We start from the raw sequence: 22,247 nt of genomic DNA, 5'->3' as shown, positions 1-22,247 counted from the left end.
TCGCCGCCAGCCCGCCTCCCCCGCATCTAGAAGAAACCGCCTCTGACACCAGCCGGCCTCACCCGCAGCGAGCTTCTGCGCGCCGCATACTGCATTCCTAACCCATCCTTCCATCGGACACGCTTGCATTCCGACCCCGGCGTGACAATCTCTTTGTGAGAACGTAATAACACTATCATTCCCAAATGAAGATCAGGCGGTGAAGATATGAATGACGTTGATCTGGGCAACCGCTCTGCTGAGCTGCTCAAAAAGTGCTTGTACGCGAACATTGCTACAACCGCATCGGACGTTCCATGGAACACGCCCGCCACTGCGATCCCTGATTCAGACCTCAACTTCTACTGGTCATCATGGGTCAAAGCTGTGCATTCGAAAAATATCGACCAGAACGGTGCAGCCTTTCTGACGTTTTACGATTCAACCAGGGTGAGAGGCACAAATAACATGATGTGCCTTTACCTGCAGTGTGAAGCGAGCGAAGTGGATGATCGCGCCGAGGCCTCTAAAGCATTCCGCCTTCTATATCCAGATACAGAAATTAATCTCGAAAATTTTTTGGAAGGCGGCGTTAAGCGGTTTTACCGTGCAACGCCTACTCAGGCATGGCTGAATTGCCTGTCCGAGGCAGAGTTAGAGCCTACTACGCTGAAGATGAGGATAGAAGTCCCCCTCGGTGACATTAAGGCGGCTCTCTTGTAGTTGAGACATATCAGCGGCCACTATCTTTTAGTGCGGCAGTGGCCGTCAATTATAACTCACCAACTGAAAAACTTTTGACACTAACTTGCCAAAGCCATAGGCAGTACGCTAGCGCAGACAACAGGGCATTTCAAATGCTCCGATAGATGACTGCAATGTTTGCCCAATTTTCTCTGAGGCCGTGCATGGACACAGTAACACTTGAAATATTCAAAACGGTGGCCAGCGAGCTTAGCATCACCAAGGCTGCAGTTTTATTGAAACGCGTGCAATCTAACGTGACCACTCGCATTCAAAACTTAGAGCTTGAGTTGGAAGTGGAATTGTTCAATAGGGAAGAAAAGAAACTCCGCCTTACCGAGCAAGGTGCGCTGTTCCTTCAGTATACAAATCGAATGCTGGCTCTTGCCAATGAGGCCCGCCAAGCCATGCATCCTCAGTTGCCGCAGGGGATATTGCGTGTTGGCTCGATGGAGAGCACGGCCGCAAGCCACTTGCCATCCCCTTTGTGCAGATTTCACCAAACATTTCCTTCCGTGAACATGCACGTCACCACCGGTGCCACACAAAAGCTCGTCGAGCTTTTAGAGCGGGGCGAGATTGATTGCGCCCTGTTAGCTCCTCCTGGCGAAGTAGACTGCGTGCAAACAGAATTCTTAGACACACTTGGTTTCGAAGGTGAAGCGGCCTATGAAGAAACACTGCGAATCGTAATGCCTAAGGGTTACACCGAGGAAGACTTGGTTTCTCAAGTCCCGTCACTCCCGTTAGCGGCATTCCAGAAGGGATGCAGTTATCGTTCTATCGGTAGCGAGTGGTTCGCATCTCATCAAGGCCCTGCCAGTTCGCTAACTGTCAATGAGGTAGGTTCCTACCATGTCATGATGGCATGCGTAGCCGCAGGGCAAAATTTCAGCATTGTCCCGCAGAGCGTGTTGGACTTGTGTTCAGATCTTGGCAGCGTCCAGGTCTGCTCATCTATTAAGAACACAACATGGCTTGTCTGGCGCGCCGGATATTCAACAGCTGCTTTTAGGGCATTTAAGGGCATTCTTCAGGACAGCTATTCGGAGACCATAAAATGCTAATTGGTGCAGATGACCAGCAAATCAGACGTAAGCGTGCATTGCTATGGTCTGCTGCAGCTGCCGCACTGGTGATGGCTATTGGGATGGGATTTGGACGGTTCGCCTTCACTGGTGTTTACCCCATCATGGTGCATGAAGGTCTGCTGACCGTGCATGACGGCACTCTGGCGGCATCGGCTAATTACGCGGGTTATCTTTTAGGTGCGCTCCTCGCGGCACGCTTGGGTAGTCAGCAATCCTTTTCGTGGGTCTTAGCATCTGTCATTGCAAGCGTGCTTTGTCTCATAGCTCTAGCGTTAACTTCAACGCCCTGGTTAATCATTGCAATTCGCGGTATCGCCGGCATATTTAGTGCTCTCTCCATGATCTGCGCGTCGTTATGGCTCCTCCAGCACAAGGGTCACCACAAAGGTGCGCCGATTCTGTTCGCGGGTGTAGGGGTGGGTATCTTTTTATCGGCCGAAATCTTGGCAATAGCTGAGTGGCTCGGAATGAACAGCGCTGGATTGTGGTGGGTGTTAGGACTGAGCAGCGCGGTACTGGGGCTCATTGCACTCATCAAGTTGGATCGGCTACCCGGGCAAATCCCTCAACACGCGGCTACTGATTCTGGAAGTAATCGACTGCCCCTAGGCGCGTGGCCGCTCATCATTGCCTACGGGCTCGCAGGTTTTGGATACATCATCACCGCCACGTATCTGCCTCTCCTCGTCAAAGATAGCTTGGGTTCAATTAACCCAATACATGTATGGGCAGTCTTCGGCCTCGGCGCTGCACCCTCATGTTATTTCTGGCACAGGCTACACCTTCGCTATGGAACCCACGCAGCGCTGCGTGCCAATCTGCTTGTACAAGCAGTTGGGGTAGTTCTACCAGTGTTACTACCGAACGCTCTTGGATACATCGGCAGCGCACTCATTGTTGGTGGCACCTTTATGGGTACTGTCACCATCGCCATGCCTGCAGCAAAGCTGGTGTCACACACCATCAAATTTAACCTGATCGCGATCATGACTGCAGCTTATGGCATTGGCCAGATACTGGGCCCCCTATTAGCGAGCTACCTTTATTCAAACAGCGGTACTTTCGCGTCTTCACTGGTCGCAGCAGGGTGCGCATTGTTGCTATCAATGGTCTTTACACTGCGGACTTCTATCCTCAGTAGCAGGCATTAATCAAAGGTGAACCAGGTGCACTAGCTTCACCCCCGATCGAACTCGCAATGGAGATTTCTAGCGACCGGAGGAGACGTATGGCAATCCTGTTCGTCAGACCAGCGAACGCTTGAACAATCGAAAGTTTACGGTAGCGGGAAATCGGATTCTTGCGGGCGATCGGGGCGCCGTAGCCCTTAAACACCTCAAAGTCGAAGTCAACCGTAGCTGCAATCTAGCTGCCGCATGGTTAGCGATCAACTACCTCTTCGTGTTCAGCGTGTGGCCGCTAGCAACACGAGATTAGCCAGCCCCTTTCACAGAGTGCACTCCCGCTCCCGACAGACATGGCAGCACGGCATACACGAGCAGGTGACACGTTTCTTGTGCGGATATCTCTACAGCTAAAACCGTGTTTTCGTGAGAAAAATCCTTATCGCATTCTAAGGTGGCAACCCCTACCCGTTGGAAAAGGTTTAGACACACTCAATGCTGCCGGTGACAGCGGCTAAGCCAATTGCACAAACACTCCAATACGAAGCTAAAGATTATACTTCAGCATTATACTGGAACACCTTAACTAAGGTTTTTCGAACTGAGAACGTGCCCGAAAACCCTTTAGGAATATGGTATGAGTCCCCAGCCTTAAGAAAAACTTCTGGCTCGCCAAGCGGAGTAATTGAAACCTCTCCGCGAATAATGTAGCAAGTTTCTTCGGCGGGGTATTCGGCGATGATTTCTGTGTAAGGTTGAGCTTCCCACACACCGGAACCGATTAAACCGTTAGCACTTGCAGTAATAAGTGCAGCGCGTTCACAAGGATCACCCTCCACAATATTTGATCCGCCATCCTGCAGGAAGGTCGACGATTCAAACGGAAAATCAAACCCAAGCTTGATACAACTCATAGTACTCATCAGAAACGCTCCAAAATAAATCCAGGGCAACTGTAAAAGACAATCAACTTAAATATGACGCACCAGCAAAGCTAGGGCCGAAATGGCCATGTTCGGGAAAGTATGGACAATTTATCACCTTCACTCACCATTCCACCTTTAAGGTATTGAGGAAGTCGATGGCTGCTATTTTGCTAACCGTCCAGAGGCTCGAGATAATGAACCAATAATTTATCCAGCATTTGAGGCAACGCATGATAAAGCAAAAAATCTCCATCAAAGAACGCATCCTGCATGCTGTCGGTTACGAACTCATTGCTGCTGGCATCTGCGCCCCAGTGCTCACGTTGATATTCAACAAGCCATTGGCAAGCACTGGTGCGCTGGCCCTTAGCCTTTCATTATTCGCAATGCTTTGGAATGCTATTTACAACACATTTTTTGACAAGTGGTGCAAAGCAGAACGTTCGGCTTGGACTTTCAAAACTCGCATACTGCACGGAATCGGTTTCGAGTTAGGGATAATCACGGTTTGTCTACCCATTGGAATGTGGATGCTGGACATTACCCTATTAGAAGCGTTCCTGCTCGAGGCTGGATTTTTTGCATTCGTGCTTCCATATACAATTTTCTACAACTGGGCATTTGAGAAAGTCAAAGTTGCTTCAAAATTACGCAAGTCAACAAAAGCAACAATCAGCTGATTTATCTGTTTAAGGAACCGAGGCCTAGGTTCTATGTGAGGTTCCAGTCAAAATCCTAGACGAACGCAAGAATTGCTATTAGCTTTACGGGCTCGAGGGTCACATCGGCAGCAAATCATGCGGTATTCACCCGAATCTCTCATTGCCTTCACTGAGGCTGCGGCACTTGGATCTTTTTCAGCAGCAGCCAGAAAGCTGAAGAAAAGCCAATCCACTATCAGTATCTCAATCGCTAATTTAGAATCTGACATTGGCTGTCAGTTATTCGATCGAGGCGGTCGACAGCCTATACTGAACGATGCCGGGCATCTGGTCTTTGCCCAGGTGAAAGCTATTTTGGAGGCTAGTGACGGGCTTGACGCATTGGCGGTGCGTCTATCGAACGATATCGAGCCGTTTCTATCAGTAGTTGTGTCTGATATTTATGACCCACTATTCCAAGATGACCTGCTTAATCGGTATGAGAGCCAGTTTCCGCATACAGAACTCCAATGCGGGCCTGCGGAGGGGGCAGACGTCATCAGCTTGCTGCAAAACGGTCATGCTCACATTGGAATGCTCATAGCTCAAGACCCCTATCCTCAGGATATCAGCGCCTCAAGGTTGGGCCTGCGAACTGAAGTGGGCGTCTACATCAGCAGATACCATGAACTCGCGTTCGCTAAAAATCTTACCCAAAAGCATTTGAGTGAGTGCCGGCAGTTGTGCCTCAAGACCTACGCTCCCGAGGCGGGAAAGCGCCTGGGTAAAATGTGGTCTGCACCTGATCACCTTATGCTTCTTGAGTTCGCTGTTAGGGGCTTCGGGTGGGCTGAGCTGCCTAAGCAGCTGGTTACACGTTTCGGCAGCGAAGAGTTGGTGGAGCTGCAGGTTCAGGGCTACCCAAGATACGTAGATGTCGATATTGTCTGGAAGCGCCGCCCTGCTCTCGGCCCCGCTGGGCAGTGGTTTTTGGCTCAACTATTAAAGGCTGACTAAATGGCGAAAACGGCACCTAAGTGCCGTTCTCTATGAACCCAGATCAGAAGTCTTTGCTGACGCCAAATACCACCTGATTAGAGCAGACGTCCTCATAACCGAGGTAAGATGAGCATTCTGATTTCGACAGGTCAGTACCAACCAAGGTAGCCGTCCAATTTAGATCAAGGTATGACTTTGACAGTTGAAACTCCCAAGAACGATATGACTCTTTTGACTGCCCCCTTGAGTTGAAGAATGTTGGGTCTTTGAAGTCACTTCTACCGTACTTCAGTTGAGCCCCAACGTCAAATGGCAACATCGTTTTATAACCAACGTAGCTGTAAAGCGCTGTTTGATCACCGTAGTTATCATCAGAGTAATACGCTCCAAAGAGAAATCCATAAGCATCAAGAGTTAGGTATTTCTCACTAACGTTAAGGTTACTTTGCTTTGGATAAGTGTATTTGAGATAGCCCACATCAACAATTACCTTTTCAGCTGGCTGCCAGAGATACCCGCCAATATAGTCTGTCTCATACCGAGCTTTGGAACCACGACCAAAGTCAACATTAGAGCTCCAAGACGCCACATAAAACCCACTTGAATGCAGCAACATGGCGTACAACTGAAGGGACGGATCATGCTGAGTTTGAGAGAGCCCCCTGCTATTATATTCAGAGAACAGCCCTACGTTACCAATCAAGCTGAAGTCTTCTGACAACTCGACCGCATTAGCGTTGACAAATGGCAAGCACACAGCCGCTAGGCCGCCGATTAGAGCATATTTCATATAAAGCCTCATTCTTGTATATTATTGCGCACGCGAGGCGCTTAAAGGCAGATAACGAATATCAAAGCTACCTTTAGATTTTTATTTTTTTGATCTAGATCATATTTTAAACAGAGTTGACTTTACTTCTTGAAAGGAAGACAACCCGTAGACCCCCAACTCTCTCCCTAAACTGCTTTCCTTGTAACCTCCCCAAGAAAGGCGAGGACTTACAATTTGAGGCGAATTTACAGTTACAAAACCAGCCTCTAACTTTCTCGCCACCCTCCGTGCCCGATTAGCGCAGCTAGTAGCAACTGTCGCGGCGAGCCCGTAAACACTGTCATTCGCCAAAGCTATGCCTTCTTCTTCAGAAGAAAACTTCATGAAGCAGAGAACCGGCCCAAAAATCTCTTCGCGCCATAACACATGTTTTGGATCATTTATTTCAATAACGGTCGGCTGATAGAAATACCCCCGGCCTGAGTTATTACCTACGGGTTTACCGCCAGCCCGTACAAAAGCTCCTGGTAAACCTAGTCCATGTTCAACTGCGTTTCGAACTCGGTCGAAATGTGCTTTCGATACCAAGGGGCCCATCTGTGCTTCCTCAGATGGTGCACCGACAGTTATTTGTCCACACCGCACCAGAAGTCTTTCGATGAATTCATGGCTAATGGTCTCGGCAATGAGTAGACGAGAAGTGGCAGAACAAATTTGACCGGCGTTGTAAAATATACCAGCAATCACCAGCTCAATCGCTTCCTCAACGTCCGCGTCCTCAAACACAAGGATTGGAGACTTCCCCCCCAATTCTAAGCTGATTTTTTTTACTGTATCGGCAGCACTGCGCATAATCTCTTTTCCAACCGCGCCACTACCGGTAAAGGAAATTTTTTTCACCCGAACATCTTCGACGAGTTTCTTCCCGACAACATCTCCTAGCCCGGGCACATAATTCACGACTCCACGTGGCAGGCCGACCTTATCGATAATGGAAGCCAAGGCCATCTCGGCGAGAGGGGTAAATTCGGATGGTTTGACGACAACCGTACACCCAGCGGCTAACGCCGGAGCAAGCTTCCAAGAGGTGGTCACCATAGGAAAGTTCCATGGTGAAATTAAGCCAGCCACCCCGATAGGCTCCTGTGTGATTTCACCACTGAAGCCTGGAACACCAATGTCTACGATCTGAGACGATGGATTAGCACTGATTAATTTGGAGTAGTAGGTAAAAGTTTCGATCACCGCGTTAACATCGATCTCTGCTTCGGCGAAAGGCTTGCCGCTGTTTCGCATTTGAAGATCAATTAAAAGGCCTTTGTTATCCTCTACTCCTTGAGCTATCTTTCGAAGATAATTTGCCCTTTCCACAGGTTGCAAACTCGCCCAGAGCGGAAATGCTTTGGAGGCGGCCTCTATGGCATTCTCCATATCCGTCTCGCTTCCAAGCCTGAGGCGCTGGATTACTTCCTCTGTAACAGGACATACAACGTCCCACACATCGCCACCACCATCAACCCACTGCCCGTCTATATAAATTTTATCAAACATATTGAAACCACCAACATTATAATACGGATTGTATAAGCAAGCCCAAAGGGCCAATCAATTGGTGCAATCACACCGAGACAAGGAGTTTTACTAACTCACACGACGTTGAAATTCAGTCGAGCGTGTAAAGAAAAATAGCGCGCATGGAACGATGCACAGAAGGTTAAGAAGGAGACCTAGGGTGCTTAAAGGAGCGAAGCTAGCGGTTAAATTTAGAGTGAATGCTGCAACCAATGGCCCTATGACCATGCCAAGCGAATCAGCCCCGCCTACGGCCGCCGTTGTGCGCCCGGTATGATCCACATGTGCGGAGTAGACACGAACGTAAGCTAGAAGGAACACGTATAGAAACGCCATGCTAATCACAACTACGGCAAAGAGCAGTTGCGAGCCGTATTTCGCGTAGTAGAAAGCAGATATCCCGGAGAGCAAACATGCCACAAGTATGGGAGTAATTGTTTTTGTACGATTGAATATAAAATTAACTGCAAACGGAACGAGCAGAGTTGGTACGAGAATCACCGACCCTAACTGACCAATAGCTTTTAAATCAAAACCAACTGAACTACCGGCCTGCTCAAAATAGAGCCACAAGGTGTTAGACCCTGCGCTTGCCAAAAAAGCTATACTAAATAACGAAAGACTTCGAACATTGAAAATCGATCCACCCCCATTGGACACTTGCATTTGACGAAGTTTTCTCTTCGGCATCCATAAAACAAGAGGTATGCACAACACTGTAACGGCAAGCATGAACCAGAACACGGCTACCGGGCCTAAGAATGGCTGCAACACAGGAACTAGCTGAAACGAGCAGAGAGACAATGCGGCGACAACCCCAGATGAGTATGCAAGTAGTCTTGTACCTCCAGCAATTTGAGCCAATGTCGCGAACCCAATTCCCATGCACAAGCCTTCGCCCAAGCCCGCGAGACCTCGAGCAAGGAACATCAACTCCAAACTGCTGCTCGATATTGAAAGGAAATGCCCAATTGAAGCCGCTATTAGGCCTACTAGCGCGGTTAGGCGCGGAGGCAGAAATTTGAGCACAAATGAAACAAAAAGCGATGCTAGCGCGATCATCGAAATCTCTGCGCTTGTCGCAAACGTTGCGCTTGCGGCGTCGACCTTTAGAGCATCGATTACCGCACCAAATATAAATGGCATCACCATTATAGGTAGACTGGCCAAGCACGGGAGTATCAACGCCGCAGCCTTTTCCATCGCTCTGGCTAGAAATAGATTTTCGGTATTCTCTTTCATTGCATCACGCCTATATATTATTTTATGAATGGCAGCAACAAAGCACACGCAAGTACAACTTCACCCAACGGGCAAACTTCAATTTTATTTTATTTAAACGAGGCCAAAGCTAACAAAGCCTAAAGCCTCACTTCCAAAGATGGGTCAGACCTTAACGGATTCCATATATCCAGCCAAAACATTCGATACGTTCACACCGATGTTTTGAGTATCGTAACCCCCTTCCTGAACGAATAGAGTTGGCAGAGACGAAGAACCGATGGACTCTCCCATGCGCTTAAAGTCATCATTCTCAAGCAAGAACTTAGTCATTGGATCGCCTTTGAATGTATCTACTCCAAGTGAAACTATCAAAACGTCAGGCGAATATTTTTTGATCTCTTTGAGAGCCTCTGTCAGTGCGTCACTCCAACGCGACCAGGCTGTATTCTCTGGCAAAGGATAATTGAAGTTTTGGCCGTCCCCTTTCCCAGCACCTGTTTCGTCGGCGAAGCCAACGTAGAACGGATAGTCAAAGGAGGGGTCTGCATGAATTGACAAAAATTGGACATCAGAGCGGTTGTAGAAAATACCCTGGGTACCGTTCCCATGGTGGTAATCCACATCTAAGATGCTTACTCGAGAGGCGCCATCACGCAGAAAAGCTTGAGCAGCAACTGCGGCATTATTGAAGTAGCAAAAGCCGGCCATATAGTCAGCGCCAGCATGATGCCCCGGGGGACGGCAGAGAGCATATGCGGATTGTGCACCGGCAGCCATTCGGTTTTGGGCGGTGAGCGCGGCTTGAGCTGCGCCATAAGCTGCATTCCAAGTACCCGCCGTGACGGGCGTTACCATATCAATACTGTAGAAACCCATCTGGGCGAAAATGTTGTTCGACCGAGGAACATGACCTCGACCGACCTCACTCGCCGATACCATAGATAGCATGTCGAAGGTATTACCTTCCGCAACCCAACGCTGCCAAGCACCTTGTAGAAAGTCTATATATTTAGGATCGTGCAAGCTGGCGAGTGCAGCTAGACCATAGTCATCCGGAGCGATGATGGAGCCCAAGGAACGCTCACGCAGACTGGCGACAATTTGATTTGCTCGCTCAGGACACTCAAAACTTGGATGGAACACCCCGTCGATGAGTTCTGATTTACCGAAATGCTCGCCGTGAGCTTCGCTGTATATTGTTATCATTAAAAGCCTCTGCTGCAGAGTAACGCCTATTTTTAAAGCGATTCTGCACCTCACTAGCGCCGCACTGTAGGGCGCCTGAGGTCAAGAGAGGGCCGAAATGGCCAATCCATTGGCCATTCAAGCTCTGAAAGCATTCGGCGACATACCGCACCAACGACGAAAGGCTCGCCGCAGTCCGGCACCGTCGCTGAAACCGAGCTCCTCAGCGATCTGATCCACTGTGCCCGAATGCGACGCAAGCAAGCTCTTGGCTTTAGCGAATCGCAACTCATCTAAGAGCTGCCTGTAACTCGTATTTTGATCCTGAAGTTGCCGCCTAAGGGTTCGTGGCGAGCAATGCATCTTCACTGCTAAGGCTTCAAGATCAGGAGGATCAAGCAGACTCTCAGAAAGGATATTTCGAAGGCGCTCCAACCACTCGCGATTGGATACCAGTTCACGATTTTGAAGTTGACAAAGATTCAACACCTTTTGATGACACAGTTCATTTGATAGCGGCAGAATTTCCTCAAGAATGTCAGCATCGAGCGTAATAAACGAGCTGTTCGGGTCAGTCACTACATTGCAACCGAATACGCTTTCATAGATATGTCCTTTATCAGCCAAGTCATATCTCAAACCCACACTCAAAAGCTGTACAGGACGAAGAAGCATATCCTCTATCAAAGTCTTGAAAGATGCTAAACATAACTCGGTTAGGATTGGTTCGAGATCGGTAGGCGCTCTGCAATTCTCAACTTTGATCTGGACTCTTCCATCTGCTTGGCAAATACCCAACTGAAAATACGTACCTAGTAAAGCAGGGAGGCGTATCGGTATATCTAATCCTTCACGCAACGTTGCTGCGGTAAGCATGGCATATCCCAACAGCCCATAAGCTGAAATTCTTGCAGATCGACCAAGGTCTAAACCTAAAAGTGGGTCATCACTGAGCCGTAACGCATTCCTGATGATATGTTGCTCTTGCTGCAGATCCAGCATCCGCGATGAAATTTTAAAGTCATCCGGCTTAAGGCCGCTCCCTGCTATTGTCTCTTCTAAAGGTATTCCATTGCGCTCTAACTGCCTTGCAATACAATCGCACAAGTGCAGGGGCGTCAGTGAAGCGTATTTCTTGCTGTGAATTGTCATTACTACCCTCACCCAATCAACGCTCGACGCTCGACGCTCGAAGGCCCTAGCCTGCCATCCTCTCTCCTATCGATTGCCCAGGTCAAATGAAAGGCGCCAAGCGACGGTACAGGACTCCAGACGGGCTCTAACCCGACAGTTCTGACGACCGTTACGCAGGCCCTTCCTCGTTGCATACCTTCCACGTTAAGACAGGAAATTTTCTCGACAGGGTGCGATACCGCGCACAGATCTAACGTAAGAACATGTAAGGACTCACATAACATCTAGATGCCTGTTCATTCATAAAAGTTGTAGATTTTTCTAGCTCTAGATTCCACCAAAGCCATATCTTTTCAATAATTATCATGATTGACACCTCCCTAATACAAAGGTGAGTTTTTTACCCGCCTAGACCGACACGTCAACCCTAGACCTAAAAAATGGCCATCTGGGAACGCCTTTGTCCCTTTTGGACATATTCCAGCCCCAACTGGTGGGGCAAAATTAATACCGTCGTCTACGAGACTGACCAGCACACCGCCAAAATAGAACAATAGGTGCCATAGTGCATATCTCAATCAAAAATAAAATTATTGTGCTGGCCGGGCTTTGCCTACTAACAATAGTCTTAGTTCTATTAACAAGTTCGTTCTCACAATCAAAAAAGAGCATTGAGTTTGTCAAAGACAAGACATCGAAACTTTTAGAAGAAGCCGCCGTAGATACGATGAAAGCCTACAGCGAGAACCAAGCGCTGAGAATTCAATCCTACTTCAGTCGCACCTATTTATCAGGAAGCGGACTTGTGTCTTCAATCGAAGATATAAAAATCACGCACTCACAACTCTCATCCAGCAGCGAGCAGCTTCGAACAACTCTGAATGATAAAGTTAAAAATTCAATTCAAAACAATCCCTTTCTGCTCGCCCTATATGTGGTCTACGAACGCAACTCGCTGGATGGGGAGGACTCTCGCTTTTTAAACCGCTCTGACATTGCCAGCACGGACAGCGGCAGATTTGCCAGTTACTGGACGAACAGGAATGGGCAGGTCTCCACATTCGCTGTCACCGAAGAGATCCTCGCTAATTCTTCTCCCATGCAAGACGGCACCCCGTTTAATTCTTGGTATACATGCCCGTCTACTACAAGTAAACCGTGCATTCTAAATCCGTACCTTGATGAGCTTAACGGATCAAAAAATCTAATAACTTCAATTACATTCCCAATCATTAAAGATGGAAAAACTGAAGCGGTTTTTGGACTAGATATTGGACTTCAGACTCTTCAAGAGTTCGCTGACGCTGGCATTAAAACACTATTCGACGGGCGGGCAAAGATCAGCATCATTAGCTCTGGCGGCCTGATTGCTGCCTGTAGTGGGTGCGAGACAATGCTAGCGAAGCCCATTAATGAAGCATTCAGTGCTGACGCTGAAGGCATTAAGACTGCCTTTGATTCTGATAAACCAGTCACCTTCAAAACAAATGACACTTTACGAATCGTTAAAAGGTTTTCACCTATCCCTGATGCCAAGCCTTGGCTTGTAATGATCGAAGTTCCTGCCTCCTTACTTTTTGAATCATCCAGGACACTTGAAAGCGAGCTCGACAAACAAGCCGAGATAGCACGATTAGACAATCTCTACCTGGGCATTGCTGCAGCTCTGGTTGGGCTGCTTTTACTATGGGTCGCGGCCCATCGAGCCTTCAAGCCGCTGGCCATGGTGTCCAAAATGTTGAAAAGCATTGCGACCGGAGATGGAGATTTGACTCAGCGACTCACTCACCGTTCACGCGATGAGTTGGGTGAACTGACATCCTGGTTCAACCTATTTCTCGACAAGCTGCAGCCGGTCATCTCTCAGGTCAAAGCCACCACTAGCAAAACAAGAGACACCGCGCACCGATCCTCAGAGATTGCCGCAAGCACTAGTTCAGGCATGGACGATCAGTATCGTGAGATTGATCAAGTAGCAACTGCTTCTCAGGAGATGAGCGCTACTGCACATGATGTTGCAAAAAACGCGGCACGAGCAGCCCAAGCCGCTGGTGACGCCGAAGCGGCAGCAAGCCATGGCCTACACGTCATTGATACGACGGCTGCGTGTATCACCACCCTGGCCCGCGAGATGACTGACGCTATGACTGATGTTCAAGCGTTGGCAGATCGCAGTGAACAAATTGGCTCCGTTCTTGAAGTGATTAGGTCGATAGCAGACCAGACAAACCTTCTAGCCTTGAACGCCGCTATCGAAGCCGCTCGTGCCGGCGAAGCGGGAAGGGGATTCGCGGTTGTGGCCGACGAGGTACGTCATCTAGCTCGAAAAACTCAGGAATCTGTAACCCAGATCCGTGGGGTCATTGAGAACCTCCAGGCCGGAACCCGTGATGTCGTGGGGTCGATGAGCCAAAGTCACGATCAAGTCCATGCTGTCGCGGAGCACGCCTCTACTGCTCTAGAGGCCTTGACTAAAATCGGTGACGCCGTCCGGGTCATCAACGATATGAACTTGCAGATCGCGACTGCAGCCGAGCAGCAAAGCGCTGTCGCCGAGGAAGTCAGTCGTAATGTCTCTAACGTGAAGGTAGTGACGGAAATACTCACCGCTCAGGCAGGCGAATCCGCGAAGGTAAGCCAAGCGCTCAATGCCCTTGCCGACGAACAGCAGTCGTTGATGGCGGGGTTCAAGGCATGAGCCATCAAAGACCGACCAAGAGTTCTTTTTTTAACACAACTGTCGTGCTATAAAGTTTGAAAACGATCCACCGCTGTCCTGTTCAACGCGTCGGACAGTGTAAAGGTGGAGCACCAACAAAATTTGGAGGTAAGAATCGATGAGTCGCTCACTGCAATACTGGCAAGTGAAGAGTGAAAGCCTGGCGCCGGAAGGACGGGCCTTCATCGATGGGAAGTACGTAAGCTCCATCTCCGGCAAAACTTTCGCCTGCTTGAACCCAGCGACGAATCAGGTCATTTCACAGATTGCCGAGTGTGATCGTGACGATGTCGACCTTGCTGTCTCTGTCGCCAAGGAACGCTTCGAAAGCGGCGTCTGGTCTAAGCGCTCCCCCACGGAGCGAAAGAACGTTTTGCTGGCTTTGGCCAAGCTTATCCACCAGAACATGGAAGAGCTGGCTCTTCTCGAATCGTCGGATATGGGTAAGCCAGTTGAGGTGTCGTTCACCTACGAAATGCCCGAAGTCGCGGCTTACGTACAGTGGGTGGCTGAAGCAGTCGACAAGCTGTACGACGAAGTCGCCCCAACGGGCCCTGGTGATCTAGCTCTTATCCGCCGAGAAGCTTTAGGTGTAGTGGCTTGCGTCGTACCTTGGAATTTCCCCCTCGATATGGCCATCTGGAAATGCATTCCTGCACTGGCGATGGGCAACTCCGTCGTTCTGAAACCAGCAGAGCAGTCTTCCCTCACTGCTATCAAGCTCGCCGAGCTCATCAAAGCCGCTGGCGTCCCCGATGGCGTGTTCAACGTAGTGACAGGGTACGGCGAAACCGTAGGCGCCTCTCTCGGTCTTCACATGGACGTCGCGTGCCTGGCCTTTACTGGGTCTACCGAGGTCGGTAAATACTTTCTTCGATACTCCGCAGAATCCAACATGAAATTGGTCTGGCTTGAGTGCGGCGGTAAAAGTCCGAACATCGTATTTGGAGACACCGAAGATCTCGATTACGCAGCTGAAATGGCTGCGCGAATTTTCTACAACCAGGGCGAGGTCTGCTCGTCTCCAACCCGCCTTCTGGTCGAAGAGACCATCCACGACGAATTCGTCGCCAAGCTAATCAAGTACGCCGAAAGCTATGAACCTAAGGATCCACTCGACCCTACCGGCTTAATGGGCGCCTTGGTAGAAGATGGCCACACTCAACGGGTTATGCAGTACATCGAAATTGGCAAGCAAGAGGCGACCCTGGCTTACGGTGGTGAATCTGTAGAGATAAACGGCAGTAAGAATTTTATCCGCCCGACAATTTTCACCAATGTCACCAACGAAATGCGAGTTGCCAAAGAAGAGATCTTTGGCCCGGTTTTGAGTGTCATCAAATTCAAAACTGAGGCCGAGGCTATCGAGATAGCTAACAACTCGATCTACGGGCTGATGGCCTCTGTCTTTACCTCCAACCTTTCTCGCGCTCACCGTGTATCAGAAGCTCTGCAGGCAGGCACTGTTGTCGTGAATGCCGTCGACATGATCTCCCCTCTGGTTCCGTTTGGCGGGGTTAAGCAGTCAGGTAACGGACGCGACAGTTCGCTCCACGCTTTTGAAAAATATTCGTCACTTAAAACCACTTGGATCAAGTATTGAGGTTGCGCCATGAGCAGCATTGAAAAAGTAGTAATCATTGGCGCAGGTCAGGCTGGCTTCCAAATCGCAGCATCTTTGCGCCAGGGTGGCTTTGAGGGTAGCGTTACCATCATTGGAGATGAACACAACGCTCCATACCAACGCCCTCCTCTCTCCAAGGCATACCTTAAAAGCCTGGCAGACGAAAGCTCCATTCAGTTGCGGCCTGAAGCATTCTATGCCGACAACCGGATCGAGCTGATTTGCGGAGACAAAGTCGAACAGATCGACCGTCGGAACCAGCAAGTAGTCACCGCAAGCGGTAAACGTTTCGAATACGACAAGCTGGCGATCACGACTGGTACGCGCCCACGCCCTCTCGACCTGCCCGGCGCCGATCTAGTGGGCGTACACGCACTGCGTTCGTTTTTGCACGCGTCCGACCTTCGAGATGACCTTCAGAAATACCAGAACATCGTGATCATTGGCGGTGGCTTCATTGGATTGGAGGTTGCAGCTTGCGCCGCCGGACTTGGTAAAGCCGTAACGGTACTCGAATACGCCCCACGCCTGATGGGACGTGCTGTCTCGACCGTAAGCTCGGAATTCTTCAAGGCCTATCACCAGAGCATCGGCGTCCAGGTAGTAACTGACGCTCGCATCGAACAGATCGTCGGTACCGACCGAGCGAGAAGCATCGCCTTGACCAGTGGAGAGCAGATCCCCTGTGACCTCGTTCTGGTGGGCGTGGGCGCTCTTCCCAACGTAGAGCTTGCTGAAACGGCGGGCCTAGATTGTGACAATGGCGTACTAGTTGATGAGTTTGCTGTCACCTCCGACGAAAAAATCCTGTCCGCAGGTGACTGCACAAACCACCCCAACCTATTCGCCAACGGTAGGTTCCGTCTTGAGTCGGTGCAAAACGCTATCGACCAAGCCAAAGTCGCAGCCGCGACCATTCTCGGCAAAAGCTCGGCTTACAACGCCGCGCCGTGGTTCTGGTCGGATCAAGGCGACATAAAACTCCAGACGGTAGGCCTGCCATTGGGAACCGATGAGCTGGTCGTGCGCGGCTCGACTAAAGAAAAGAAGTTCAGCGTCTTTCACTACCGAGAAGGCAAGTTGATTGCCGTAGAGAGCATCAACTCGGCTGGCGATCATATGGTAGCGCGCAAGCTCATCACGACCGGCGTAAGCCCTTCGCCTGCCCAAGTTTCCGATTCAACCGTGGAGCTCAAGTCGCTTCTCGCCGGCTGACCCACCTATCTGATGACTGGAATACTCATGACTCAAACTATAAAAATTCATGCTCCGTACGATGGGGTTTTGCTCGCCGAGCTCCCGACGTCCACAGACGAGCAAATTGAACAGGCACTTGCGACCGCTCACGCCCTTTACCGGAACCGCAGCGGTTGGCTCAAGAAAGCTCAGCGGATTGAGATACTGAAAAAAGCGGCCACCATCATTAGCAGTCGCCGGGAAGAGCTCGCTCGTCTGGTTGCTCAAGAGTGCGGCAAACCTTACAAGGACTCGCTCATTGAGGTTGATCGGGGCGTCGACTGCCTTCACATCTGCGTGGAAGAAATCCGGACGAAAGCTGGCTCTGTCATCCCCATGGATCTCAATGCCACGTCGGCCGGTCGCATCGCATTCACCCAGCAGGAGCCGATTGGCGTTGTTGTAGGTGTGAGCGCCTTCAACCACCCGTTTAACCTTGTAGTCCACCAAGCCGCGCCGGCTATTGCGGTGGGTGCGCCTGTAATCATCAAGCCCGCAGCGAAAACCCCACTTAGCGGATACGCCTTCATTGAGATCCTTCATGAGGCTGGCCTCCCTAAGGATTGGGCCCAAATCGTATTGCCGCACGACAATGATCAAGTAGCGAAGCTGGTCTCGGATTCCCGCGTGGGATTCTTTTCCTTCATCGGCTCGGCGGCTGTAGGTTGGATGCTCAGATCGAAACTCGCTCCCGGCACACGTTGCGCACTGGAGCATGGTGGCGTGGCCCCAGTCATCGTGGCGCATGATGCTGATCTCGACATGGCGACACCTCGTCTTGCTCGAGGCGGTTTCTGGCACGCCGGTCAGGCCTGCGTTTCGGTTCAGCGTGTTTTCGCCGACCGTAGAATAGCGCGCGATGTTGCTGCGCGTTTGGCTGCAGCAGCTGGAAAAATGGTCGTTGGCGACCCGCTTCTCGAAAGCACTGATATCGGCCCAATTATCTCGCATCAAGAAAACAATCGGATTGACCAATGGGTTCAACATGCTGTGAAAGGAGGCGCTGAGCTGATTTGTGGTGGCCACAAAATCTCCGACAGCTGCTACGCCCCGACTGTGCTGCTTAACCCATCTAAAGATGCCGATGTCATGCGCAAAGAGGTCTTTGGGCCTGTCATCTGCGTTTACAGCTTTGATGAAATCGATAAAGCGCTGGAAGAAGCGAACTCCGTCCCCTTCTCCTTCCAGGCTGCAGTGTTCACACAGAACCTGGATACCGCCTTGCACTGCTACAAGCACCTTGATGGCACTGCAGTAATGGTGAATGAAAACACTCTGTTCCGCGTTGACTGGATGCCTTTCGCAGGCGCTCGCCACTCTGGCCATGGGGTAGGTGGAATCCCTTTCACCATGCACGAAATGCAGATTGAAAAAATGATGGTCTGGCGTTCGGACGTCTTGAACTGAGTGGTTGATATGAACAATAAAGAACTCTTGGCGCGCCGCGATAAAGCTCTCCCTCGGGGCGCCGCCACAGCACTTCCCGTCTTCGTGAAAAAAGCCATGGGCAGTGAAATCTGGGACGTCGAAGGCAACCACTATGTGGACTTTGCTTCAGGCATTGCGGTGAATAACACAGGCAATCTTCACCCAAGAATTGTCGAGGCAGTTGAACAACAGCTGAAGCAATACGCCCACATTGGATTTCCTGTTCTCTCCTGCGAGCCCTATGTTCGGCTCTGTGAACGGTTAAATGCACTCGCACCAATCGACGATGCCAAAAGCACCTTGTTCACTACCGGTGCAGAGGCGACTGAGAACGCCGTAAAGGTCGCTCGTTACTACACTTCGCGCCAAGGGATCATCACGTTCACCGGCTCCTTCCATGGTCGTACTCAGCTGGCCCTGGCCATGACAGGTAAAGTTCAGCCGCTGCGCACCGGAGTGACGCCTTCACAAGCCGGCGTGTACCAGATCCCTTTTCCGATACCTCATCACGGAACGACTGAAAGCGATAGCTTGCGAGCGCTGGATCATGTGTTCCGTGCAACCATCGCTCCTGATCAGGTCGCAGCAATCGTCATCGAGCCTGTTCAAGGCGAGGGTGGTTTTTACCAGGCTTCTCCAGCGTTCATGCAGCAGTTGCGTGATATCTGCACTCACCACGGAATCTGTTTGATTGTTGATGAAGTGCAAAGCGGTTTTGGTCGCACAGGCAAATTCTTCGCAGTTGAACACTCTGGCGTTCAGCCAGATTTGATCGCCATTGGTAAAGCAATGGGAGGCGGACTACCGCTGGCAGGCCTGATCGGACGCAGTGAAGTCATTGACTCGCCACCGCCTGGCTTTCTAGGCGGGACATTCGCAGGCAACCCTCTCTCCTGCGCCGCAGCCAACGCAGTCTTGGATGTGATCGAAGAAGAGCATCTCCTTGATCGCGCGGAGCAAGTCGGACAAAAAATCTTTGCTTTCCTGTCCGATCTGAAAGGCAAAGAGGGCCTGCTTCCCTTAGGCGACATTCGCGGTCTAGGAGCGATGGTCGCGTTTGAAATCGTGGCTGAAAAAGGGACAAACATTCCCGACGCGGACGCCACCAAGAAGGTAGCAACGCGTGCCAAGCAACTAGGCCTATTGCTTCTTCCATGTGGATATTACGCAAACACCATTCGTATCTCCGCCGCCCTGACAATCAGTGACGATGTATTGGAAACAGGACTTTCACGCTTGGCCAGCGCGCTGAAGGCCTAACCCATTACTTAGTTGAGATAGAAAAATGGTCAAAATCACCTTTATTCAGCCTGATGGTTCCCCGGTAGACGTTGATGCCAAAGTGGGTGGAACTGTTATGGAAGCTGCAGTTAATAACATGGTTAAGGGCATTGACGCCGACTGTGGTGGTGCCTGCGCATGCGCAACTTGCCATGTCTACATCTCAGACGAATGGCAATCAAAACTCCAAGCTCCAGAGGTTATGGAAAGTGACATGCTCGAATATGCATATGAGCCGCAAGCCTCAAGTCGCCTCTCCTGCCAGGTTCGTGTGACTTCAGAGATGGAAGGCCTGGTCGTTCGGATTCCAACCCAACAAAGCTGAGCAAGTAAATTGCTACAAAGGAGATAACTCCATGAGCTTCAATCAGCCCTTAGGCGGCAATCAGATGCCTCGCTTTGGCGGTATTTCGACCATGCTGCGGCTTCCATCAGCGGAAAGTGCTGCCGGTCTGGATGCATGCTTTGTTGGCGTGCCGTTGGACATTGGAACGTCAAATCGTTCGGGTACACGCATGGGCCCGCGTAGCATTCGCGCGGAATCCTGCCTGTTGCGTCCGTTCAATTTGGCTACCGGTGCTGCACCTTTTGAAAGCTTGCAGGTAGCTGACATTGGCGACGTTGCCATCAATACCTTTAATCTTCCAGACGCTGTTGATCGCATCAAATACGCTTTCGATGCAATTTTAAGAAATGACGTTGCCCCGCTGACTCTAGGCGGCGATCACACCATCACTTATCCGATATTGCAGTCGATTGCAGAGAAACATGGGCCCGTAGCTCTCATCCACATCGATGCCCATGCCGATGTGGGTGAGCATATGTTCGGAGAGCGTATCGCACACGGCACTACTTTCCGACGTGCTTTTGAAGATGGTTTGATCTGGCCAGAGCTCACCTTTCAGATTGGACTTCGGGGAACTGGGTATTCTCCAGATGACTTCAATTGGTCTCGCAGCAAAGGTTTTACGGTTGTCACAGCCGATGAATGCTACGGCCAGTCCCTGGCACCACTGATGGAATCCATTAGACAAAAAATCGGTGATCGCAAAGTCTACATCTCATTCGACATCGATGGGCTTGACCCCTCCGTGGCCCCGGGTACGGGTACACCCGAAATTGGCGGGCTTACCGCTTATCAAGGCTTACAGATCATTCGGGGATGTAAGGGCCTTAATGTCATCGGCGGAGATGTAGTAGAGATTTCTCCCCCTTACGACCAGTCAGGAAACACGTCACTACTTGGCGCTAATTTACTTTATGAAATGCTTTGCGTGTTGCCTGGCGTGAAATATCACGACGTCTAATAAATCTAATTATCGAGTACGTACCAAATGAGCCGTATTGATGTGGAGAGCATTAACCTGGCGGATATGGACTTCTGGAAGCGCCAAGATCGCGAAGAAGTATTTGCTGCGTTGAGAGCCGAAAAGCCTGTTTCCTGGCACGAGTTTCCGAAGGGTTCGCCAGAATATGGCAGCAAAGGATTCTGGGCAGTTACCCGCTACGATGATGTCGTCGCGGTGAGCGGTGACACGAAAACTTATATCAGCGGCGAAGGCACTATCGTGGGTGATCAGAGCGTTGAGTCCGCCCAGCAAGAAGGCTGGTTCCTCAACATGGACGCCCCTCGCCACTTCAAGCTCCGTCAGGTAGTTGCAAGAGCGTTCTCACCCCAAGGAGTAACGAAGATGAGTGAGGTCGCCAAGAAGTACGCGACCCAAGTCATCTCTGAGGTGAAGCATCGTGGCGAATGTGATTATGCTCGAGACGTCGCTCAACCCTTCCCTGTCGAAGTGGTCTGCGACTTCCTGGGTGCGCCAAAAGAAAACCGTAGTCGCCTGCATGAGCTTACGGTTACAGCGCTGGCGGGTGACACCATGGGGGAGCATGCCGTGGAAGCCATCACCGGGGCGTTTGCTGAGCTCAATGATTATGGCTACCACCTGGCCAAAGAGAAGCGCAAAAACCCAGGTGACGACATTCTCTCTATGATTTTGGGCGCAGAGGTGGAGGGTAAAAAGCTGGACGATGTCGAGGCCGGGTACTTCTTCCAGCTGCTGGTTACGGCTGGGATGGAAACCACCGGGACAGTCGGCGCCCACGCTATGAAGTGCTTTTTGGAGTTTCCTGAACAGATGCGCATCTGGGCAAAGGATCCGGCATCCGTTGCTGTGACAGGATTCGAGGAGCTGGTTCGCTGGGTTTCCCCAGTAATGCACATGCGCCGTACCGTGACCCGAGACACTGAGATCGCAGGCCAGCGGATCTCAGAGGGCGACAAAGTTGTCATGTGGTACAACTCGGCGAACCGTGACGAGACCAAGTTTGACAAGCCCTACGAGTTCGATGTCCTACGCACGCCGAACCCGCATCTTGGCTTTGGTGGTGGCGGTCGCCACACCTGTCTGGGTGCTCACCTGGCACGCTTGGAACTCCCAATTCTTATCAGCGAGACTTTGAAACAACTCAAAGATATCGAGTTCAGCGGACAGCCGCAGATGATTCCTTCGCGCTTTATCAACGGCATATCTTCTCTTCCAATCCGCTTCAGCGCGTCGTGAGGTC

19 protein-coding genes are annotated in these 22,247 nt (G+C 50.6%); 13 read left to right on the top strand and 6 right to left on the bottom strand.

From position 1 onward, the window contains the following. Nucleotides 1-207: 207 nt before the first annotated feature. The 3 genes from ACYZT1_RS07940 (at nt 208) to ACYZT1_RS07930 (ending at nt 2,965) form a co-directional block, all read left to right on the top strand. The gene (locus ACYZT1_RS07940) at nt 208-702 is read left to right on the top strand and encodes a hypothetical protein (protein WP_462018438.1); all 495 of its coding nucleotides are present in this window, start codon (nt 208-210) and stop codon (nt 700-702) included. 185 nt (nt 703-887) lie between these two features. Then, nucleotides 888-1,790 (top strand): LysR substrate-binding domain-containing protein, encoded by a 903-nt coding sequence (locus ACYZT1_RS07935; RefSeq protein ID WP_462018437.1) that lies wholly within the window; start codon nt 888-890, stop codon nt 1,788-1,790. Beyond that, a complete protein-coding gene (locus tag ACYZT1_RS07930; RefSeq protein ID WP_462018436.1) occupies nt 1,784-2,965 on the top strand; it encodes a YbfB/YjiJ family MFS transporter in 1,182 nt (393 codons plus the stop codon). The genes ACYZT1_RS07935 and ACYZT1_RS07930 overlap by 7 nt, the downstream gene beginning before the upstream one ends. Nucleotides 2,966-3,492: 527 nt before the next feature. Here ACYZT1_RS07930 and ACYZT1_RS07925 read toward each other — a convergent pair. Continuing rightward, nucleotides 3,493-3,861: a cupin domain-containing protein gene (locus ACYZT1_RS07925; protein WP_462018435.1), complete on the bottom strand. Its 369-nt coding sequence runs from the start codon at nt 3,859-3,861 to the stop codon at nt 3,493-3,495. 233 nt (nt 3,862-4,094) lie between these two features. On the opposite strand from ACYZT1_RS07925, the gene ACYZT1_RS07920 reads away from it, so the two are divergent. After that, entirely contained in the window at nt 4,095-4,544 is a 450-nt protein-coding gene (locus tag ACYZT1_RS07920; protein ID WP_462018434.1) for a PACE efflux transporter, read from the top strand. Between the two features lie 117 nt (nt 4,545-4,661). After that, nucleotides 4,662-5,522 carry a LysR family transcriptional regulator gene (locus ACYZT1_RS07915; RefSeq protein ID WP_462018433.1) on the top strand — a complete coding sequence of 287 codons (861 nt, stop codon included), beginning with the start codon at nt 4,662-4,664 and terminating at the stop codon, nt 5,520-5,522. 43 nt (nt 5,523-5,565) lie between these two features. Here the strand turns inward: ACYZT1_RS07915 and ACYZT1_RS07910 are convergent, their stop codons facing one another. From ACYZT1_RS07910 to ACYZT1_RS07890, 5 genes are all read right to left on the bottom strand, one after another. After that, a complete protein-coding gene (locus tag ACYZT1_RS07910) occupies nt 5,566-6,294 on the bottom strand; it encodes a TorF family putative porin (protein ID WP_462018432.1) in 729 nt (242 codons plus the stop codon). A gap of 99 nt (nt 6,295-6,393) precedes the next feature. Then, the gene (locus ACYZT1_RS07905; RefSeq protein WP_462018431.1) at nt 6,394-7,827 is read right to left on the bottom strand and encodes an aldehyde dehydrogenase family protein; all 1,434 of its coding nucleotides are present in this window, start codon (nt 7,825-7,827) and stop codon (nt 6,394-6,396) included. 90 nt (nt 7,828-7,917) lie between these two features. Further along, nucleotides 7,918-9,090 (bottom strand): MFS transporter, encoded by a 1,173-nt coding sequence (locus ACYZT1_RS07900; protein WP_462018430.1) that lies wholly within the window; start codon nt 9,088-9,090, stop codon nt 7,918-7,920. 144 nt (nt 9,091-9,234) lie between these two features. Beyond that, on the bottom strand, nt 9,235-10,278 hold the full coding sequence (locus tag ACYZT1_RS07895; RefSeq protein ID WP_462018429.1) for a histone deacetylase family protein: 1,044 nt from the start codon (nt 10,276-10,278) through the stop codon (nt 9,235-9,237). A 117-nt stretch (nt 10,279-10,395) separates the two neighbouring features. Next, a complete protein-coding gene (locus ACYZT1_RS07890; protein ID WP_462018428.1) occupies nt 10,396-11,409 on the bottom strand; it encodes an AraC family transcriptional regulator in 1,014 nt (337 codons plus the stop codon). 547 nt (nt 11,410-11,956) lie between these two features. Between ACYZT1_RS07890 and ACYZT1_RS07885 the strand changes: the two genes are divergently transcribed. The 8 genes from ACYZT1_RS07885 to ACYZT1_RS07850 all read left to right on the top strand — a co-directional run bounded on the left by ACYZT1_RS07885 (nt 11,957) and on the right by ACYZT1_RS07850 (nt 22,243). Beyond that, nucleotides 11,957-14,089 carry a methyl-accepting chemotaxis protein gene (locus ACYZT1_RS07885; protein WP_462018427.1) on the top strand — a complete coding sequence of 711 codons (2,133 nt, stop codon included), beginning with the start codon at nt 11,957-11,959 and terminating at the stop codon, nt 14,087-14,089. A 139-nt stretch (nt 14,090-14,228) separates the two neighbouring features. Beyond that, entirely contained in the window at nt 14,229-15,713 is a 1,485-nt protein-coding gene (locus tag ACYZT1_RS07880) for an aldehyde dehydrogenase (protein WP_462018426.1), read from the top strand. A gap of 9 nt (nt 15,714-15,722) precedes the next feature. Beyond that, complete coding sequence (locus tag ACYZT1_RS07875; RefSeq protein WP_462018425.1) at nt 15,723-16,949, top strand: NAD(P)/FAD-dependent oxidoreductase; 1,227 nt, start codon at nt 15,723-15,725, stop codon at nt 16,947-16,949. Nucleotides 16,950-16,976: 27 nt separating this feature from the next. Further along, nucleotides 16,977-18,377 carry an aldehyde dehydrogenase family protein gene (locus ACYZT1_RS07870; RefSeq protein ID WP_462018424.1) on the top strand — a complete coding sequence of 467 codons (1,401 nt, stop codon included), beginning with the start codon at nt 16,977-16,979 and terminating at the stop codon, nt 18,375-18,377. 9 nt (nt 18,378-18,386) lie between these two features. Further along, on the top strand, nt 18,387-19,658 hold the full coding sequence (locus tag ACYZT1_RS07865; protein ID WP_462018423.1) for an aspartate aminotransferase family protein: 1,272 nt from the start codon (nt 18,387-18,389) through the stop codon (nt 19,656-19,658). 25 nt (nt 19,659-19,683) lie between these two features. Beyond that, nucleotides 19,684-20,004: a 2Fe-2S iron-sulfur cluster-binding protein gene (locus ACYZT1_RS07860; RefSeq protein ID WP_462018422.1), complete on the top strand. Its 321-nt coding sequence runs from the start codon at nt 19,684-19,686 to the stop codon at nt 20,002-20,004. Nucleotides 20,005-20,035: 31 nt separating this feature from the next. Continuing rightward, complete coding sequence (gene speB, locus ACYZT1_RS07855; protein WP_462018421.1) at nt 20,036-20,986, top strand: agmatinase; 951 nt, start codon at nt 20,036-20,038, stop codon at nt 20,984-20,986. A gap of 27 nt (nt 20,987-21,013) precedes the next feature. Beyond that, nucleotides 21,014-22,243, top strand: a complete 1,230-nt coding sequence (locus tag ACYZT1_RS07850) for a cytochrome P450 (protein WP_462018420.1) — start codon at nt 21,014-21,016, stop codon at nt 22,241-22,243. The last annotated feature ends 4 nt before the right edge of the window (nt 22,244-22,247 follow it).

The sequence above is a fragment of the Pseudomonas sp. PB3P13 genome, assembly GCF_054897735.1.
This window is presented reverse-complemented; position numbering and strand designations above follow the sequence as displayed.